The organism is Pseudoalteromonas rhizosphaerae (assembly GCF_028885455.1).
GTDB classification, from domain to species: domain Bacteria; phylum Pseudomonadota; class Gammaproteobacteria; order Enterobacterales; family Alteromonadaceae; genus Pseudoalteromonas; species Pseudoalteromonas rhizosphaerae.
The window spans coordinates 3214834-3232577 of sequence record NZ_CP118496.1; the positions used below are offsets into that span (position 1 = coordinate 3214834).

At 39.9% G+C, this 17744-nt stretch carries 15 protein-coding genes; 9 read left to right on the forward strand and 6 right to left on the reverse strand.

Features of this window, described 5'->3' with window-relative positions; genetic code table 11:
* The first annotated feature begins 9 nt into the window (after positions 1-9).
* From PVK79_RS13750 to PVK79_RS13775, 6 genes are all read left to right on the forward strand, one after another.
* The gene (locus PVK79_RS13750) at positions 10-726 is read left to right on the forward strand and encodes a succinate dehydrogenase iron-sulfur subunit (protein ID WP_016709644.1); all 717 of its coding nucleotides are present in this window, start codon (positions 10-12) and stop codon (positions 724-726) included.
* Positions 727-812: 86 nt separating this feature from the next.
* Positions 813-3632 (forward strand): 2-oxoglutarate dehydrogenase E1 component, encoded by a 2820-nt coding sequence (gene sucA / locus PVK79_RS13755; RefSeq protein WP_145233864.1) that lies wholly within the window; start codon positions 813-815, stop codon positions 3630-3632.
* Positions 3633-3635: 3 nt separating this feature from the next.
* Complete coding sequence (gene odhB / locus PVK79_RS13760; protein WP_145233866.1) at positions 3636-5150, forward strand: 2-oxoglutarate dehydrogenase complex dihydrolipoyllysine-residue succinyltransferase; 1515 nt, start codon at positions 3636-3638, stop codon at positions 5148-5150.
* A gap of 176 nt (positions 5151-5326) precedes the next feature.
* On the forward strand, positions 5327-6493 hold the full coding sequence (gene sucC / locus PVK79_RS13765; RefSeq protein ID WP_145233868.1) for an ADP-forming succinate--CoA ligase subunit beta: 1167 nt from the start codon (positions 5327-5329) through the stop codon (positions 6491-6493).
* Positions 6493-7365 (forward strand): succinate--CoA ligase subunit alpha, encoded by an 873-nt coding sequence (gene sucD / locus PVK79_RS13770; protein ID WP_145233870.1) that lies wholly within the window; start codon positions 6493-6495, stop codon positions 7363-7365. The genes sucC and sucD overlap by 1 nt, the downstream gene beginning before the upstream one ends.
* A 243-nt stretch (positions 7366-7608) precedes the next feature.
* Entirely contained in the window at positions 7609-9429 is a 1821-nt protein-coding gene (locus PVK79_RS13775) for a GGDEF domain-containing protein (RefSeq protein ID WP_257325932.1), read from the forward strand.
* Between the two features lie 42 nt (positions 9430-9471).
* On the opposite strand, the gene PVK79_RS13780 is transcribed toward PVK79_RS13775, so the two are convergent.
* Positions 9472-10542 (reverse strand): DUF3083 family protein, encoded by a 1071-nt coding sequence (locus PVK79_RS13780; RefSeq protein WP_145233874.1) that lies wholly within the window; start codon positions 10540-10542, stop codon positions 9472-9474.
* 511 nt (positions 10543-11053) lie between these two features.
* Here PVK79_RS13780 and glnS point away from each other — a divergent pair.
* Positions 11054-12715: a glutamine--tRNA ligase gene (gene glnS, locus PVK79_RS13785; RefSeq protein WP_145233878.1), complete on the forward strand. Its 1662-nt coding sequence runs from the start codon at positions 11054-11056 to the stop codon at positions 12713-12715.
* Between the two features lie 91 nt (positions 12716-12806).
* On the opposite strand, the gene fur is transcribed toward glnS, so the two are convergent.
* The 5 genes from fur to PVK79_RS13810 all read right to left on the reverse strand — a co-directional run bounded on the left by fur (position 12807) and on the right by PVK79_RS13810 (position 15342).
* Complete coding sequence (gene fur / locus PVK79_RS13790) at positions 12807-13247, reverse strand: ferric iron uptake transcriptional regulator (RefSeq protein ID WP_145233880.1); 441 nt, start codon at positions 13245-13247, stop codon at positions 12807-12809.
* 186 nt (positions 13248-13433) lie between these two features.
* On the reverse strand, positions 13434-13961 hold the full coding sequence (gene fldA, locus PVK79_RS13795; RefSeq protein ID WP_145233882.1) for a flavodoxin FldA: 528 nt from the start codon (positions 13959-13961) through the stop codon (positions 13434-13436).
* A gap of 14 nt (positions 13962-13975) precedes the next feature.
* On the reverse strand, positions 13976-14254 hold the full coding sequence (ybfE, locus tag PVK79_RS13800) for a LexA regulated protein (RefSeq protein WP_016709654.1): 279 nt from the start codon (positions 14252-14254) through the stop codon (positions 13976-13978).
* A 2-nt stretch (positions 14255-14256) separates the two neighbouring features.
* Complete coding sequence (locus tag PVK79_RS13805) at positions 14257-14478, reverse strand: DUF2788 domain-containing protein (protein ID WP_054204660.1); 222 nt, start codon at positions 14476-14478, stop codon at positions 14257-14259.
* Between the two features lie 99 nt (positions 14479-14577).
* Positions 14578-15342: an alpha/beta fold hydrolase gene (locus tag PVK79_RS13810; protein ID WP_145234106.1), complete on the reverse strand. Its 765-nt coding sequence runs from the start codon at positions 15340-15342 to the stop codon at positions 14578-14580.
* 141 nt (positions 15343-15483) lie between these two features.
* Between PVK79_RS13810 and seqA the strand changes: the two genes are divergently transcribed.
* Entirely contained in the window at positions 15484-16068 is a 585-nt protein-coding gene (gene seqA / locus PVK79_RS13815) for a replication initiation negative regulator SeqA (RefSeq protein ID WP_182717858.1), read from the forward strand.
* Positions 16069-16078: 10 nt separating this feature from the next.
* Positions 16079-17716, forward strand: a complete 1638-nt coding sequence (gene pgm / locus PVK79_RS13820) for a phosphoglucomutase (alpha-D-glucose-1,6-bisphosphate-dependent) (protein WP_257325936.1) — start codon at positions 16079-16081, stop codon at positions 17714-17716.
* Positions 17717-17744 lie beyond the last annotated feature (28 nt).

Sequence of the window (17744 nt, forward strand, 5' to 3'; positions counted from 1 at the left end):
AGCGAGACGATGGCACAAGTACAATTTTCTGTTTATCGTTATAATCCAGATGTTGATAACGCCCCACGTATGCAAGAATATACTTTGCAAACGGAAGAAGGCCACGACATGATGGTTTTGGATGCACTTTTATTATTAAAAGAGCAAGATCCAACGTTATCATTCCGTCGCTCATGCCGTGAAGGTGTATGTGGTTCTGACGGTGTTAACATGAATGGTAAAAATGGTTTAGCATGTATTACTCCTTTATCTACGCTACAAAAAAATGGCAAAGGTAAAATTGTAATACGTCCATTACCAGGTTTACCTGTGGTACGTGACCTTGTTATTGACATGAGTCAGTTCTACACTCAATACGAAAAAGTTAAACCATACTTAATTAATGACACGCCAGCGGCGGGTGAACGTCTTCAATCAATCGAAGAACGTGATAAGTTAGATGGCTTGTATGAGTGTATTCTATGTGCATGTTGTTCAACATCGTGTCCTTCGTTTTGGTGGAATCCAGACAAGTTCATAGGTCCAGCTGGTCTTCTTCATGCTTACCGTTTCTTGGCTGATAGCCGCGATACGGCAACTGAAGAGCGTTTAGCTGATTTAGACGATGCATTCAGCGTGTTCCGTTGTCACAGTATCATGAACTGTGTTAGCGTTTGTCCTAAGGGTCTTAATCCAACTAAGGCAATCGGACAAATCAAATCAATGTTAATAAGCCGTTCGGTTTAATAATCTTGATAAATGTAAGATGGCTAATGTGAATTGGCCATCTTGTTATTACAATTAATTTCTGCGCTAAAGAAAAGGGCTTATAAATGCACGAAGGTGTGATGAAGGCATGGCTAGAATCTTCACATTTAAACGGCGGCAACGTTGCTTATATAGAAGAGCTTTATGAAGCGTATTTAGACAATGCGACTTCTGTGCCAGAAGAATGGCGAGAAGTGTTCGAACAATTACCAAAAGTTGATGGTGTGGATGTTGAAGTTAAGCATTCAGAAGTTCGTGCACAGTTTGCGGCGCTTGCGAAAAACAAGCATAGAGAAGTAGTGGTAGCAGAAGGTGGAAGCAGTGACCCTAAACAAGTCAAAGTTCTCCAGCTTATAAATGCTTTCCGTTTCCGTGGTCATCAAAATGCCAACCTAGATCCATTGGGCATTTGGCAACGTGAACGTGTTCGAGACTTAGAGCTTGAATATCATGAATTATCTAAAGCTGATTTTGACCGTGAATTTAACGTGGGATCGTTTGCCGTAGGCCGCGATACCATGCCTTTAGGTGAGTTATATCAAGCTCTAATGACCACATACTGTGGTTCTGTTGGCGCTGAGTATATGCACATCACATCAACTGAAGAAAAGCGTTGGTTACAGCAACGTTTAGAGTCAGTGCAATCACGTCCAACATTCAGTAAAGATGAAAAGTTGCGTATCCTTAAAGGATTAACCGCAGCGGATGGTCTTGAAAAATATTTAGGGGCTAAGTTCCCCGGTGCTAAACGTTTCTCACTTGAAGGTGGTGATGCATTAGTACCAATGCTTAAAGAGCTTATTCACCGTGCTGGCGAAAGTGGCCAACAAGAAGCGGTTATTGGTATGGCTCACCGTGGTCGCTTAAATGTTCTTGTCAATGTACTTGGTAAAAACCCATCAGAACTATTTGATGAGTTTGCTGGCAAGCATAAAGAAACATTAAGCTCAGGTGATGTTAAATACCACATGGGTTACTCTTCGGATTTTGCTACTAAAGGTGGCAAAGTTCATATGGCTCTTGCCTTTAACCCATCGCATCTTGAAATCGTAAACCCAGTAGTTATGGGCTCGGTTCGTGCACGTTTAGACCGTTTGGGTGACAGTTCAGGTATTAAAGCACTACCTATTACCATTCATGGTGACTCGGCAGTGGCAGGCCAAGGTGTTGTTCAAGAAACCTTTAACTTATCGCAAACAAATGCGTTTAGTTGTGGTGGTAGTATTCGCATTGTAGTGAACAACCAAGTTGGTTTTACTACAAGCAAACAATACGATGTACGTTCAACAGATTACTGTACAGACATCGCAAAAATGGTGCAATCGCCTATTTTCCACGTTAATTCAGATGACCCTGAAGCGGTTGCATTTGTTACGCAAATCGCACTTGATTTCAGAAATCAATTTAAACGTGATGTGGTTATTGATTTAGTTTGTTATCGTCGTCACGGCCATAATGAAGCGGATGAGCCGAATGCGACTCAACCGATCATGTACCAAAAAATCAAAAAACACCCAGTGCCACGTTTGATCTACGCAGATCAGTTAATGGCTGAAGGCTCGTTTACTGAAGATGAAATTAAAGCACTGGCTGATGACTACCGTAATGGTTTAGACGAAGGCAATTGTGTTGTTGAAGAAATTCAACCAGAAACATCACACTCATCTGATTGGGCTAAGTATGTTGGCCATGAATGGAGTGTTGATTACGATGCCAGCGTTCCAGTTGAAAAATTAAAAGAACTAGGTAACAAAATAGCAAGTTACCCTGAGCAATATAAAGCTCAGTCTCGCGTTAAAAAGATTTACGATGATCGCAAATTAATGGCTAACGGTGAGAAACCACTTGATTGGGGTATGGCAGAAACACTTGCTTATGCAACGATCGCAACTGAAGGTACTGATATTCGTTTAACAGGCCAAGATTCAGGTCGTGGTACTTTCTTCCACCGCCATGCAGTTGTACATAGTCAAACTGATGGGGCCACTTACACGCCTTTACAGCACTTAAGTGAAGATCAAGGTACTTTCCAAGTATTTGACTCAGTGCTTTCAGAAGAAGCGGTTGTGGCGTTTGAATATGGTTATGCGACAGCAGAGCCAACATCACTAGTACTGTGGGAAGCACAGTTTGGTGATTTTGCTAACGGCGCACAAGTTGTATTTGACCAATTCTTAAGTTCAGGTGAGCAAAAATGGGGCCGCTTATGTGGACTGACCATTTTATTGCCACATGGTTATGAAGGGCAAGGTCCTGAACACAGTTCAGCACGTTTAGAGCGTTTCTTACAGCTATGTGCTGATCACAACATGCAAGTATGTGTGCCTTCAACACCGGCACAAGTATATGCAATGTTACGTCGTCAATCAGTAAGACCACTGCGTCGCCCACTGATTGTTATGACACCTAAATCATTGTTACGTCATCCACTTGCAACGTCGTCGCTTGAAGAGCTTGCAGAAGGTGTATTCCATAATATGATCGATGAAATCGATGATATTGATGCTAAGAAAGTAGAACGCGTAGTATTTTGTAGTGGTAAGGTTTACTACGAGCTATTACAAGAGCGTCGTAAGCTTGAGCAAGAGAATGTTGCTATTGTGCGTGTTGAACAGTTATACCCATTCCCACATGATGAAATGGAAGCCATTATGGCGCGTTATCAACATGTGAAAGACTTTGTTTGGTGTCAAGAAGAGCCGCAAAACCAAGGTGCTTGGTATTGTTCACAACACCACTTTGTAGATGCAATCCCACAAGGTGCGAAGCTTAAATATGCAGGTCGTAAAGCCTCTGCTTCTCCAGCGTGTGGTTATATGTCAGTGCATACTAAAGAACAACAAGCGCTTGTCGCAGACGCGCTTACTATTGAAAATAAAGGATAAGCAATGAGCACAGAAATTAAAGTTCCTGTTCTTCCTGAGTCGGTTGCTGATGCTTCCGTTGCTACATGGCATGTAAGTGTTGGCGACAAAGTAAGCCGTGATCAGAACTTAGTAGATATCGAAACAGACAAAGTTGTTTTAGAAGTTGTTGCACCACATGACGGTGTGATCACTGAAATTTCACAAGAAGAAGGTGCAACCGTACTTGGCGACCAAGTGATCGGTATCATTGGTGAGGCTGATGCAGCTACGCCAACTGAAGACGCAAAGAGCGAAGCTGCACCAGCTTCAGACAAACAAGAAAACGCGCCAGCGGCGCAATCAGCACCAGCATCAGAAGGTAAAGAAGTGGACATTAAAGTACCTGTACTTCCAGAATCAGTCGCAGACGCGACAGTAGCTACTTGGCATGTGCAACCAGGTGACGCAGTAACACGCGATCAAAACCTAGTTGATATCGAAACTGATAAAGTTGTTCTTGAAGTTGTTGCTCAAGAAGATGGCGTAATGGGTGAAATTATTCACGCAGAAGGCGATACAGTACTGGGTGACCAAGTTATCGGTAAAGTTAAAGCCGGTGGCGCACCAGCTGCAGCCCCTGCAGCAAAAGAACAAGCTCCGGCTGCTGATTCTAGCGATAGTTCAGACGTGTTAACACCGTCAGTGCGTCGTTTAATCGCAGAAAAAGGCCTAGATGCTTCTAAAATTAAAGGCTCTGGTAAAAATGGTCGTGTGACAAAAGAAGATGTTGATCAATTCTTGAAGTCACCAGCTCCTGCGGCGAAAGCTGAAGCAGCGCCAGCGGCACCAATGGGTGACCGTACACAAAAACGCGTTCCTATGACACGTTTACGTAAAACCATTGCTAATCGTCTTCTTGAAGCGAAAAACTCTACTGCAATGTTAACGACATTTAACGAAGTTAACATGAAACCAATCATGGATCTTCGTAAGCAGTATCAAGAAGTGTTCGAGAAACGTCACGGTATCCGTTTAGGTTTCATGTCTTTTTACGTAAAAGCAGTTACTGAAGCACTAAAACGTTTCCCTGACGTAAATGCATCAATTGATGGCGATGATATCGTATACCACAACTATTTTGATATCAGCATTGCAGTTTCTACGCCACGTGGCCTAGTGACTCCAGTACTAAAAGATTGCGATAAGCTATCTGTTGCTGAAATCGAAAAAGGTATTCGTGAATTAGCACTTAAAGGTCGTGATGGTAAGTTAACACTTGACGACATGACTGGTGGTAACTTCACTATCACTAACGGTGGTGTGTTCGGTTCGTTACTATCAACACCTATTATCAACTTACCGCAGTCTTCAATTTTGGGTATGCATAAAATCCAAGATCGTCCAATGGCTGTGAATGGTAAAGTTGAAATTCTTCCTATGATGTATTTGGCATTATCTTATGATCATCGCCAAATAGATGGTAAAGAATCTGTTGGCTTCTTAGTAACAATTAAAGAGTTACTTGAAGATCCAACTCGTTTATTACTGGATGTTTAATTCAGTAGTATAAAATATAAGCTGTGAGTCATATTCACAGCTTTTTTTTTGCGCCTTTGGTCGTACTGGGGTTTTCATGTTAAGCCTTGGGATCTATACTAGGTGCGCAATTTGGGATAGCTGTCTATTTATAAAAATAGTCAGCTCTTTTAGTATAAAAAATTGGATAAAGCATCATGAATTTGCATGAGTATCAGGCAAAACAACTTTTTGCCGAATATGGTTTACCAGTTTCTCAAGGTTTCGCTTGCGATACACCTGAAGAAGCTGCAGCAGCTGCTGAGAAAATCGGCGGTGATATGTGGGTTGTTAAAACTCAGGTTCACGCAGGTGGACGTGGTAAAGCTGGCGGTGTAAAGCTAGTTAAAACTATCGACGAAGTTAAAGCGTTTGCAGCTAACTGGTTAGGTAAAAACCTAGTTACTTACCAAACAGACGAGAATGGTCAGCCAGTTGCTAAAATTTTAGTAGAAAGCTGTACTGATATCGCCAACGAATTGTACTTAGGTGCAGTTGTTGACCGTGCATCTCGCAAAGTTGTTTTCATGGCGTCTACTGAAGGCGGTGTTGAAATTGAAACTGTTGCTGAAGAAACACCAGAGCTTATCCACAAAGCAGAGATCGACCCATTAGTAGGTCCTCAAGCTTACCAAGCACGTGAACTAGGTTTTAAATTGGGTCTTAACCCAGTACAAATGAAACAGTTCGTACAGATCTTCATGGGTCTTGGTAAAATGTTTACTGATTTCGATTTCGCACTACTTGAAATCAACCCGCTTGTTATCACTGATGAAGGTAACCTTCACTGTCTTGACGGCAAAATCGGTATCGATGGTAATGCACTTTACCGTCAACCTAAAATGCGTGATTTCCACGATCCATCACAAGAAGATGCACGTGAAGCACATGCAGCAAGTTTTGAACTTAACTACGTTGCATTAGACGGTAACGTTGGTTGTATGGTTAACGGTGCAGGCCTAGCAATGGGTACTATGGACATCGTAAACCTACACGGTGGTAAGCCTGCAAACTTCCTAGATGTTGGCGGCGGCGCGACTAAAGAACGTGTATCTGAAGCATTCAAAATCATTCTTTCAGATGACAACGTTAAAGCTGTTTTAGTTAACATCTTTGGTGGTATCGTTCGTTGTGACATGATCGCTGAAGGCATCATTGGCGCAGTTAAAGAAGTTGGCGTAAACGTACCTGTAGTTGTACGTTTAGAAGGTACTAACGCTGAGCTAGGTCGTGAAGTTCTTAAGAATTCTGGTCTAGATATCATTGCTGCTGAATCACTAACAGACGCGGCTGAAAAAGTTGTTGCTGCTGCGGAGGGCAAATAATGTCTGTATTAATCAATAAAGATACAAAAGTTATCTGTCAAGGTTTCACCGGTGGCCAAGGTACTTTCCACTCAGAGCAAGCGCTTGAGTACGGTACACAAATGGTTGGTGGTGTAAGCCCAGGTAAAGGCGGTCAAACGCACCTTGGTCTTCCAGTATTTAACACTGTACGTGATGCTGTAGAAGCAACAGGTGCAACTGCATCAGTTATCTATGTACCAGCACCTTTTTGTAAAGATGCTATCTTAGAAGCAATCGATGCGGGCATCGAGCTAATCGTTTGTATCACTGAAGGTATCCCTACACTTGATATGGTTGACGTTAAAGTTAAACTAGATCAAACAGGTACTCGTATGATCGGTCCTAACTGTCCAGGTGTTATCACTCCTGGTGAGACTAAGATTGGTATCATGCCTGGTCACATCCACAAACCTGGTAAAGTAGGTATTGTTTCTCGCTCTGGTACTTTAACGTACGAAGCTGTTAAACAAACTACAGATGCAGGTTTCGGTCAGTCTACCTGTGTTGGTATTGGTGGCGACCCAATTCCTGGTACTAACTTTATCGACGTTTTAGAAATGTTCGAAAAAGATCCACAAACTGAAGCGATCGTAATGATCGGTGAAATCGGTGGTACTGCAGAAGAAGAAGCTGCAGAGTACATCAAAGCTAACGTTACTAAGCCTGTTGTTTCTTACATTGCTGGTGTTACTGCACCAGAAGGTAAGCGTATGGGTCATGCTGGCGCAATCATCGCTGGCGGTAAAGGTACTGCTGATGAGAAATTTGCTGCATTAGAAGCTGCGGGCGTAAAAACTGTACGTTCACTTGCTGATATCGGTAAAGCACTTAAAGAAAAAACTGGCTGGTAATAACCTGCTATGTTTTGAAAAAAGGCTCACTTAGTGAGCCTTTTTTTTGCCATTATTTATAAAGTATTATGTCTAGATAATGATAAATTTCCGAATCTCTAGCTGTTTATTTAATAATAAAAATCAATAGCTTGTTTCAATAAACTCTACTGGTAATAATCAAAACTGCCGTTATAATGTGCGATTGCTTTTTATCATTGGAAGATCTAGCAGTAATGCGAATAATTTATTTTACAGTCTACCTTGTATGCTTTTGTTGCTCTTTCAATTTATTTTTCATCTACTTCATTTCGTACCGCATTTTTAGTAACCGAACAACGCGCATTAGCTGAACCAAATCAGTTGATCGAAGAATTAGTTATTACACAAGCAGCTCAGCGTATTTCTACCACTGAACACGCTTATAATAATACTTTGTTAGCGCGGCTGTATTTATTTAAAGGTGATATCGCACGTTCACAAAGTTACTTTGAACTTGCCCAACAACAACTGCCTAAAGACGATGATTGGATCCAAGGTTATTGGTTAATGTATCGGAGTGTTTTTTCTTTAGAAGAAGGGCTGTTACCTGAAAGTATTAAACAAATCCGCTTAGCACAAAATGCCTTTATTCAAGCAAACGATTTAGAGATGTTGGTACAAGCTGAGTCAATTGAAGGGGCTCTGTTGCTCTGGCAAGAGGAATACCCTAAAGCAATAGAAATTATCGAAAATGCCTACATTGAAGCCAAAACTGCGAATATGTCATCAACTACCATGCTTTATGTTTATGATAGTTTAGCTGCATATTATTCGACCATGTCACTATTTGAGAAAGGTGAGCAATATGCAGTTTTAGCACGCGATCTCGCCAGTAAAAACGGCAATGTTGTCAATGGTTTGCCTGTTATCTATATCTTATGCATGACATATGAGCGCGCCGAAAAACTTGATTCAGCGGCGGCTTGTTATGAAGAAATGATAATGTTATCAGCAATGGTAAAAGCACCGCGCTATCTTTTTTTAGCGCCAGCTGGTAAAGCAAATGTTGCTCTGAAGCAAAAAAAATATTCGCAAGCGTTGCAACTACTATACTTGGCTAAAAGTTATGTCAATAAAGTGATTGTAAATCCAGCGCATATAATTGCATTAAATAATGGATTTGCTAAAACTTTCTTAGCATTACAGCAACCAGAGCAAGCACTTGAATATATTCAAGCATCAGAGTTATTGTTGACTGATTACGATAGGCCGCTTAATAACCGTTACAGCCGGAATACACTCAGCTTAAAGGCGCAAAGCCTAGAACAATTAGGTCGTTTTGCAGAGGCTACTAATGCACTGAAGTTATTGATTAAGCTTACAGAGCAAGCAAAAGAAACAACGCAGCAGAAACTCGAGCAAGAAGCACGCTCACGATTTGAATCTACTCAACAAGATATCAAATTGCAGTTGGCTGAAGAGAAATTAAAATACCAACAAATTACTTTAGATAAGTTAGCTAAAGAAGGACAGTTACAAGCAGCCTATTCTGTTATTGGTATATTAGCGATATTAAGCATTACAATTTTCGCATTAAATCAACGCAAAGCATATTTACGAAGCCAACGCAGAGCAAATACAGATCCACTCACTGGAGCTCATAACCGTCGCTATATTCTCGATTTTATTGCAGCGCAACTTATCGGGAAGCAACAAAACTTTTCAGTTTCAATTTTAGATATTGATCATTTTAAACAAGTAAATGATCAATATGGTCATGATATCGGTTATCAAGCCCTAATTGCTTTTAGCGCGTTACTTACAGAGCAGTTAGCTGATACTGAGTATCAATTTGCTCGCTTTGGTGGTGAAGAGTTTATTGTGGTAATGCCAAACTTAACACTTGCACAAGGGCATGATTTTATCGGTAACTTATGCATTTGTTTAAAATCGTTAAGCTTGACCGATAAAAAAATCACTTTAACAAGCAGTGCTGGTGTAGCACAAATGCAGCCAGGACTCGCCCTTAATACGTTATTAAAAGTTGCTGACACAAACCTTTACCATGCTAAAAATACTGGCAGGGATAAGGTCTGTAGTTAACCTGAACTTAGCTTAAGGGGTTCATTATCGACAAGCTCGCTATTATAGATAATGATTGATATGTTGAAAAAATCGCACAGTGATATCTTGGCGCTCTATATTAATAGATAATGGTTCGATGAGTGTACGGATCACACTTTCAACTTGATTCATAAACCGACCGTGGCCAATTCCTTGTTCGTCTTTTTCACTGGCAACAATAACAAAATGCAGTGAATCTACTAGTTTTTCATCATGCCAATAATGACTATATTGCGTTTTTTGATCGTCGGTTGAAAAACTTAGCTTTTGCAATTCATGATTGCCATCGTTGTTATCAGTCTTACTGTTTCTAATTATTGGCATCGTACCATTTGCTATCATCGCCGCTAAATGTAAATTTTTGGCGGCGCATTGCTTAATAAATGCGTCATAAAAGTGCTGGTAAAACTCTGTGAATGTTGGCTTATTAAGTAAATGATGAAACTGAGTTTTAATAGTACGTGTTATTGGGATCGCAAATGTCGTATAGGTCATCTCATTATGTTCTGCAGGGAGTGTACAATGGCGGCTTTGGTAGCGAGGGTAGAGTCCTCTGAGTTTATAACCGTAGCTTTCTTTACATCCTTTCGCTTTGGCGAACAAGTCATAGGTTAAATGTTGATGATCACGCACTTTTATTGCTGCTTCATCGATCAATAATGTGCTTTGTAGGTATTCGAGTACTTTTTTAACCCGAGTATGGAATATGGCAGCATTCGCACGCAAGTCTTCACCAGTAGCAAGGAAGAGTAAGCGAATTTTTTTACTGGGTTTGCTGCTGTCGTAAATGCATTTATGCGCTTCATGGTAACGCGGGTTATAAAAGAATAAAATTTGTTTTTCTGTTTGTAAACAATACGACTCTTCATGAAACCTAACAACGGGGAGCTTATCGTTTGCTATCAAATGTACATTGTGTAGCTCGTATTCATCACATGAAGAGAATAGCTGTCGTGCTAAACGTTCATAACATTGCTGTATATTACTAAAACGTGCGTATAAATCGGCACTGGGTACGAACTCCGCTAAGATATATTGGTTTGCGCGTGCAGTAGTTGGGATATAAACGCGATGCTGTGAAAGTGAAGCCATTATTTTCTCCTTAAAAGAATTACTTTAATGACGTCACTGTAGCTTGGTTGAATGACTGTTTTATTGCGCTAGAACAATTTATCGTCATTAAGAGATTAAATAACAACCCAGGCGTGGTTCTTTAGCTAGTATTTTCCGCTAAGCACACAATATGTAATAAACCCGCATCTATTACTGTATGTTAAGGTTTGTTTTTATAATATACCCAAACCACCTCAATATGCAGAATTCAGCGTTTCACAGGGGCTTAATATCAAGGCGTTACTTTGTAACAATGGTAGTCCCTTTTAAGAAGTAACAACGATGAGAGTAAGTGCCTGCGAAACGCCCAACGGGTTGGTTTAAAAGCGATTTATACTGCGTTATTGATTTTACCAATAGAACCACTATTATTTGCAATCAATGCCTTGCCTAAATCGCTTTTAATTCCAACTGAAACTCGCATCTTGGGGTGGTTTGGGTATAATGCAGTAGTTTTGTCACCATGCACTATTGTGAGGATTGTATTCCTATGGCGGAAATTGAGAATCGCCCAAGTAACTTTATAAGAACCCGTATTGATGAAGATTTAGCATCAGGTAAACATGCGTCTACACATACTCGTTTTCCACCAGAGCCAAATGGTTTTTTACATATTGGTCATGCTAAATCAATTTGTTTAAATTTTGGTATTGCGCAAGACTACAGTGGTCAATGTAATTTACGTTTTGATGATACTAACCCTGAAAAAGAAGATATTAACTACGTTAATTCAATCAAAGAAGATGTTCAGTGGTTAGGTTTTAACTGGGATGGTGAAATAAAGTATTCGTCAAATTATTTTGATACTTTGTATGACTATGCTGTAGAGCTTATTAATAAAGGCTTAGCCTATGTGTGCTTTTTAACAGCTGATCAAGCGCGTGAATATCGCGGCACGTTAAAAGAGCCTGGTAAAAATAGTCCAACCCGTGATACTAGTCCTTCAGAAAACTTAGCACTATTTGAAAAAATGCGTGCTGGTGAATTTAAAGAAGGCGAGTGTGTATTACGCGCAAAAATCGATATGGCCAGCTCATTTATGGTGCTGCGTGATCCTATTATTTATCGTGTGCGTTTTGCTCATCATCATCAAACCGGTGATAAATGGTGTATTTACCCAATGTATGACTTTACGCACTGTATCTCAGATGCGCTAGAGGGCATTACCCATTCATTGTGTACACTTGAATTTCAAGATAACCGCCGTTTATATGATTGGGTGTTAGATAACATCAGTCTTGAATGTCATCCACAACAAATTGAGTTTTCAAGGTTAAACCTTGAATACACTATAATGTCAAAGCGTAAGCTAAATGATTTAGTGGTCAATGAGTATGTTGAAGGGTGGGATGATCCGCGTATGCCTACCATTGCAGGTCTTCGCCGTCGTGGTTATACACCAGCATCAATTCGTGAATTTTGCTTACGTATTGGCGTAACCAAACAAGAAAACATGGTTGAAATGGGCATGCTTGAAGCCTGTATCCGTGAAGACTTAAACGAACATGCTCCACGTGCCATGGCCGTTCTCGATCCGGTTAAAATCATCATTGAAAACTATGCTGTTGATACCGTTGAAACCTTATCAATTGCAAATCATCCAAATGATGAAAGTATGGGTCGTCGTGATGTTCCGTTCACCCGTGAAATTTATATTGAACGTGAAGACTTCAAAGAAGAAGCAAATAACAAATTCAAGCGCTTAGTACTTGATAAAGAAGTTCGATTACGTGGTGCTTATGTTATTAAAGCAGAGCGTGTTGAAAAAGACGAAAATGGCGAAATAACCACGATTTTTTGTAGCTATGATCCACAAACGCTGGGCAAAAATCCAACTGATGGACGTAAAGTGAAGGGCGTTATCCACTGGGTGTCAGCCAGTGAGTCAATCACCGCAGAAGTTCGTTTATATGATCGGTTATTCAGCGTACCAAATCCTGCAGCAGCTGAAGACTTTGCAACAACTTTAAATCCTGATTCATTAGTGGTTTTAGCAAACGCAAAACTTGAGCCATCACTTGCTAATGCAGAGCCTGCACAAGGTTTTCAATTTGAACGTACAGGGTACTTCAGCCGTGATACTAAGTCAGAGAACATTGTATTTAACCAAACAGTTGGTTTACGTGATTCTTGGACTAAAACACAGCAGTAGTTTTTTATCCCTTCGCTCAAAGGCGAGGGGATAAAAGTAACAGACATAAAAAAACCTGCAATTTGCAGGTTTTTTTTATTCAGCTAATAAATTATTGACTATCAGCAAATGCTTTACATGCTGCAGTGTCAGTACACTCGCCATACAAATAAAGAGAGTGGTTGGTTAATTTAATACCATTTTCTTCTGAAATTTCAAGTTGACGACGTTCAATCATTTCATCTTCAAATTCAACAACTTTACCACATTTTAAACATACTAGGTGATCATGGTGTGTGCTACCAGAGAGTTCAAATACAGACTTACCGCCTTCAAAATGGTGACGGCTAACAATACCCGCATCATCAAATTGGTTAAGTACGCGGTACACAGTAGCAAGGCCAATTTCTTCACCTAGGTCCAAAAGAATTTTGTAAACATCTTCAGCGCTGATGTGTTGGTTATCTGGAGATTGTAAAATCTCTAAAATTTTAATACGCGGCAAAGTTACTTTTAAGCCGGCTTTTTTTAATTCCAAGTTATGATCAGTCATTAAATCTGTCTCAATTATATTTGGTTATACTAGACACCTTACAAAGATGTACACGACACATTAGCAACGATAAGAATAACGTGCCTAGTCATTAAGTGCAAAGATCAATTGCTAGAAATACTTATAAAATGTGTAATAGGAAAACGAACGTCACTATTTTATACGATTACTAGCAATAAAGTGCATTTAATCAGCAAGTTCACTTAAACACATTTCTTCATAAACTTGTGCTGACCATGCTTTTACACGTTGTTCAGTAAGCTCTGGTTGACGGTCTTCATCAATGCCTAAACCAACAAAATGGTTGTCATCAGCCATGCCTTTCGAGGCTTCAAAATCATACCCTTGTGTTGGCCAATGACCCACAACAATAGCGCCACGCTCAGTAACGATGTCATTGATCATACCCATCGCATCAAGGAAGTATTCAGCGTAGTCTTCTTGATCGCCACAGCCAAAAATAGCCACAAGCTTGCCTTCAAAATCAACTTCTTCTAATTCAGGGAAAAAGTCATCCCAATCACATTGTGCTTCACCATAATACCAAGTAGGAATGCCAAATAAGATTAAATCAAATTCTGCGATCTGTTCTTTTGAACTTTTAGCAATATCATGCACAGCCACTAACTTTTTACCCAATTCTTTTTGGATCATTTTAGCTACGTGTTCTGTGTTACCTGTGTCACTTCCGAAAAAAATACCTACACTTGCCATGGATTTAAAACCTTTTATCTATCAATAGCCAATCTTTCTTGTAAAATAGTTTCAATCAGCGCACTGCGGCTAATATTTTGTGCATCGGCCATATCGCTTAACGCTTGATATAACTGCGATGAAACTTTAAATTCGACACGCTTTAAACCACGTGCTTTATCTCTTTTTATTTGATTACGTTTATTTACCTTTAACTGAACCTCCCTTGGTAGGGGATTCGTTTTTGGTCTGCCGGGGCGTTTTTCGTATTCAAATAAATCGAGCGTTGTTCTATCTGTTTCAGACTTAGCCATGGTTAACCCACACCCGCACCTTGCCAAAAAACTTGAATAAGTCCTTTAGCGATAAAACCAGAACACCCTAAAAATAGCACAAGCCATACTACATAACGGCCAAATTTAGGCACATTACCTTTTTTTAGTACGTCTTGGATAGCCATACCGATAAAAAAGAACACACCGGCTAAGCCAAAGTACAACCCAAGGGTATCAAATTCGTTAATTAACTGACTGACCATCAACGTATAACCTTTAAATTAAACGGCGCGTACTATAGCATATAAAATTGTAATAATTTAGTGCGCTAAGTCAAAAATACGTGATTAAATTTTGCTTTATTAAGCCATTAAAAAATCATTGATAGACTTATTAACCGCCATTGGTTTTTGGGCATGCAACCAATGACCTGCGCCATGAATAATTTTTGCTTTTGCGTTGCTAAATTGAGCCATAATAGCTTCACGATATTCAGGCAATATATAATCAGAATCGTTCCCTTTGATAAATAAAGTATCGCATAAACAAGAATCATTTGCTTTAATATTTGCTAAAATATTGCGATATTTTTCACTTAGGGTAGTCAAATTAAAGCGCCACTGCAGTTCACCAAGTTCGTTTTTCGCATAGCTTTTTAGCAAAAACTGGCGAACACCTAATTCAGGTATTAGCTGCGTCATTAATTTATCCGCTTCTTTGCGGTCATTAATAGCATGGCTTTTTACCAGCTTTAATGCCGCAATGATATCATCATGACGACTTTGATATGCAACAGGAGCGATATCTAATACTACGAGCTTATTTACTGAGCTTGGATTAATATGTGCTATTTGCATAGCAACTTTCCCGCCCATAGAATGACCGACTAAATGGGCTTTATCAATACTTAAATGGTCCATTAAGGCGAGTACGTCGTCAGCCATTGCCGGGTAATCCATAATATCACTGTGTGGTGAACGGCCATGGTTACGTAAATCAAGATTCGTTACTGTAAAATTTTCTGCCAATGCATTGGCTATAACATTTAAATTTTCCAGTGAACCAAACAATCCATGGATCAAAATTACATGCGGCCCTTGGCCAGTTTGTTTGTAATTTAACAGCATCACAGTTTCCAAAAACAATCTCATAAAAGTGTGCCTAGTTTGCCTAGTGAAATAACAAATTGCAAAACATAGAGAATTAAATCAGGTTTGGGTATAATCAGCATGGATGAAAAAAATGTGACCCGTAACGACAGGAATAACATGAAAAAAATTGACATAGACGACGAGTTATATCAATACATTGCAAGTAACACTCAAAGTATAGGCGAAAGCGCCTCAACTATTTTACGTCGTTTATTAAATATTCACGGCGAAAATGATTTAGCCGCGCAAGAAAAACCAGAACAGCCCGTCACGCATGAGGTTGCAAAGACGACTCAAACAACTGAACACACCTCATCGACCGAGAATAAAAAGTCAGCCGCTGTCACACCATTGACACAAGCGCATGCCAGTGTTTTTAATATACTCAATAAAGAAGAGTTGGCCATGCAAAAAGGCGTAGTAGGGCGCTTTTTGTTTATTTTATCTGCTTTACATAGAACTCATAAAACTGATTTTTCAGCGGTATTGGATGTGCAAGGGCGTGATCGCGTTTACTTCGCAACCAGCAAAGAAGCGTTAGTAAACAGTGGCAGCAGTATGAATCCAAAAAACATTACCGACAGTGAATACTGGGTAATGACCAACTCAAATACTACCCGTAAGAAAATGATGCTACACGAAGTGGCACTTGGCTTAGGCTATAGTGCTGAACAAGCTGAAAAAATTCGAGACTACTTATAAAGGAAATGTAATGGCGATTCATTCCGGTGCAGGGAAACCTGCAACACAATCAGATTTAGTAAATGTACCAAAATTAGTGTCTGCTTATTATTTAAATGAACCCGATCTAGAGCAAAACCCTGAACATTGTGTTGCTTTTGGTACTTCAGGGCACCGAGGTTGTTCATATGATGTGAAATTCAATGAATCTCACATTCTCGCCATTACTCAAGCAATTTGTGATTACCGAAAACAAAATAATATTTTTGGACCGCTATTCTTAGGTAAGGATACGCACGCGTTAAGTGAGGCGGCTTACAATTCAGCGATTGAAGTGCTTGTTGCTAACGAAGTACAAGTGATCACGCAAGAAAACGACGATTTTACACCTACACCGGTGATTAGCCACGCGGTCGTGTGTCATAACAAATTACATCCTCATGAATTAGCTGACGGTATTGTTGTTACACCTTCACATAATCCTCCAGAAGACGGCGGTTTTAAATATAACCCACCTAATGGCGGGCCGGCAGATACTGACGTTACTAAGTGGATAGAAGACAGAGCAAATCAACTACTACTAGAAGATTTAGTTGAGGTTGAGCTATTCCCATTTGCAAAAGCTGCCCGTTCAGGTTTTATTAAATACCAAGATTTAATGACTCCTTATATTGAAGATTTGATTAATGTTGTTGATGTAAAAGCGATTGCAAATGCAAATATTAAAGTGGGTATTGATCCGCTCGGTGGTTCAGGGATCAACTTTTGGCCTATTATCGCCGAAAAATTTGCTTTAGATTTAACAATCGTCAATGAAAGTGTCGATCCGCGCTTTGCATTTATGCCACTTGATAAAGATGGCAAAATTCGTATGGATTGCTCATCACCTTATGCGATGGCAAACTTAATCGCCCTTAAAGATGATTTTGATATAAGCATTGGCAATGATCCAGACTATGATCGCCATGGTATTGTAACTCCTGACGGCTTAATAAATCCTAATCACTTTTTAGCGGTTGCCATTGATTACTTATTAAATCATCGTGATTGGTCCAAAGACGTTGAAATTGGCAAGACACTTGTTTCAAGTGCGATGATTGACCGAGTAGTTGCCCGTAATAATCGTCAAGTGCAAGAAGTACCTGTTGGTTTTAAATGGTTTGTCGAAGGGCTAAGTACTGGAACACTCGCGTTTGGCGGTGAAGAAAGTGCCGGGGCATCATTCCTTCGTTTTGACGGTACAGTATGGAATACCGACAAAGACGGTTTCATCATGGGTTTATTAGCCGCGGAAATTTTAGCTGTAACAGGAAAAACTCCATCAGCACTTTATAAAGAGCTTGAGCTCGAATTTGGTGCGCCTATATACAAACGTATAGATGCACCTGCAAGTTCTGCCCAAAAAGAGCGACTTAAAGGGCTAAGTGCGAAAGATGTTACGGCAGATACACTTGCGGGCGAGCCTATTTTACAAAAGCTAACTCATGCGCCTGGTAATAATGCCGCTATTGGTGGTTTAAAAGTAGTTACTGAAAACGGCTGGTTTGCAGCGCGTCCATCAGGGACTGAAGACATTTATAAAATTTACCTTGAATCATTCAAAGGTGAAGAACATTTAGCGCTATTAGAAAAAGAAGCCAAGAAGTTGGTTGATTCAGTGATTAGTTAATAACGCTTAGACAATTTTATAACGGCTG

Bases quoted from the DNA above. Each gene is read 5' to 3' on its own strand.
- sucD (WP_145233870.1), top strand. From the start codon at position 6,493: ATGTCTGTATTAATCAATAAAGATACAAAAGTTATCTGTCAAGGTTTC.
- fldA (WP_145233882.1), bottom strand. From the start codon at position 13,961: ATGGCAAGTGTAGGTATTTTTTTCGGAAGTGACACAGGTAACACAGAA.
- sucA (WP_145233864.1), top strand. From the start codon at position 813: ATGCACGAAGGTGTGATGAAGGCATGGCTAGAATCTTCACATTTAAAC.
- PVK79_RS13750 (WP_016709644.1), top strand. From the start codon at position 10: ATGGCACAAGTACAATTTTCTGTTTATCGTTATAATCCAGATGTTGAT.
- PVK79_RS13810 (WP_145234106.1), bottom strand. From the start codon at position 15,342: ATGCTGTTAAATTACAAACAAACTGGCCAAGGGCCGCATGTAATTTTG.
- fur (WP_145233880.1), bottom strand. From the start codon at position 13,247: ATGACTGATCATAACTTGGAATTAAAAAAAGCCGGCTTAAAAGTAACT.
- seqA (WP_182717858.1), top strand. From the start codon at position 15,484: ATGAAAAAAATTGACATAGACGACGAGTTATATCAATACATTGCAAGT.
- PVK79_RS13780 (WP_145233874.1), bottom strand. From the start codon at position 10,542: ATGGCTTCACTTTCACAGCATCGCGTTTATATCCCAACTACTGCACGC.
- pgm (WP_257325936.1), top strand. From the start codon at position 16,079: ATGGCGATTCATTCCGGTGCAGGGAAACCTGCAACACAATCAGATTTA.
- sucC (WP_145233868.1), top strand. From the start codon at position 5,327: ATGAATTTGCATGAGTATCAGGCAAAACAACTTTTTGCCGAATATGGT.
- ybfE (WP_016709654.1), bottom strand. From the start codon at position 14,254: ATGGCTAAGTCTGAAACAGATAGAACAACGCTCGATTTATTTGAATAC.
- odhB (WP_145233866.1), top strand. From the start codon at position 3,636: ATGAGCACAGAAATTAAAGTTCCTGTTCTTCCTGAGTCGGTTGCTGAT.
- PVK79_RS13805 (WP_054204660.1), bottom strand. From the start codon at position 14,478: ATGGTCAGTCAGTTAATTAACGAATTTGATACCCTTGGGTTGTACTTT.
- glnS (WP_145233878.1), top strand. From the start codon at position 11,054: ATGGCGGAAATTGAGAATCGCCCAAGTAACTTTATAAGAACCCGTATT.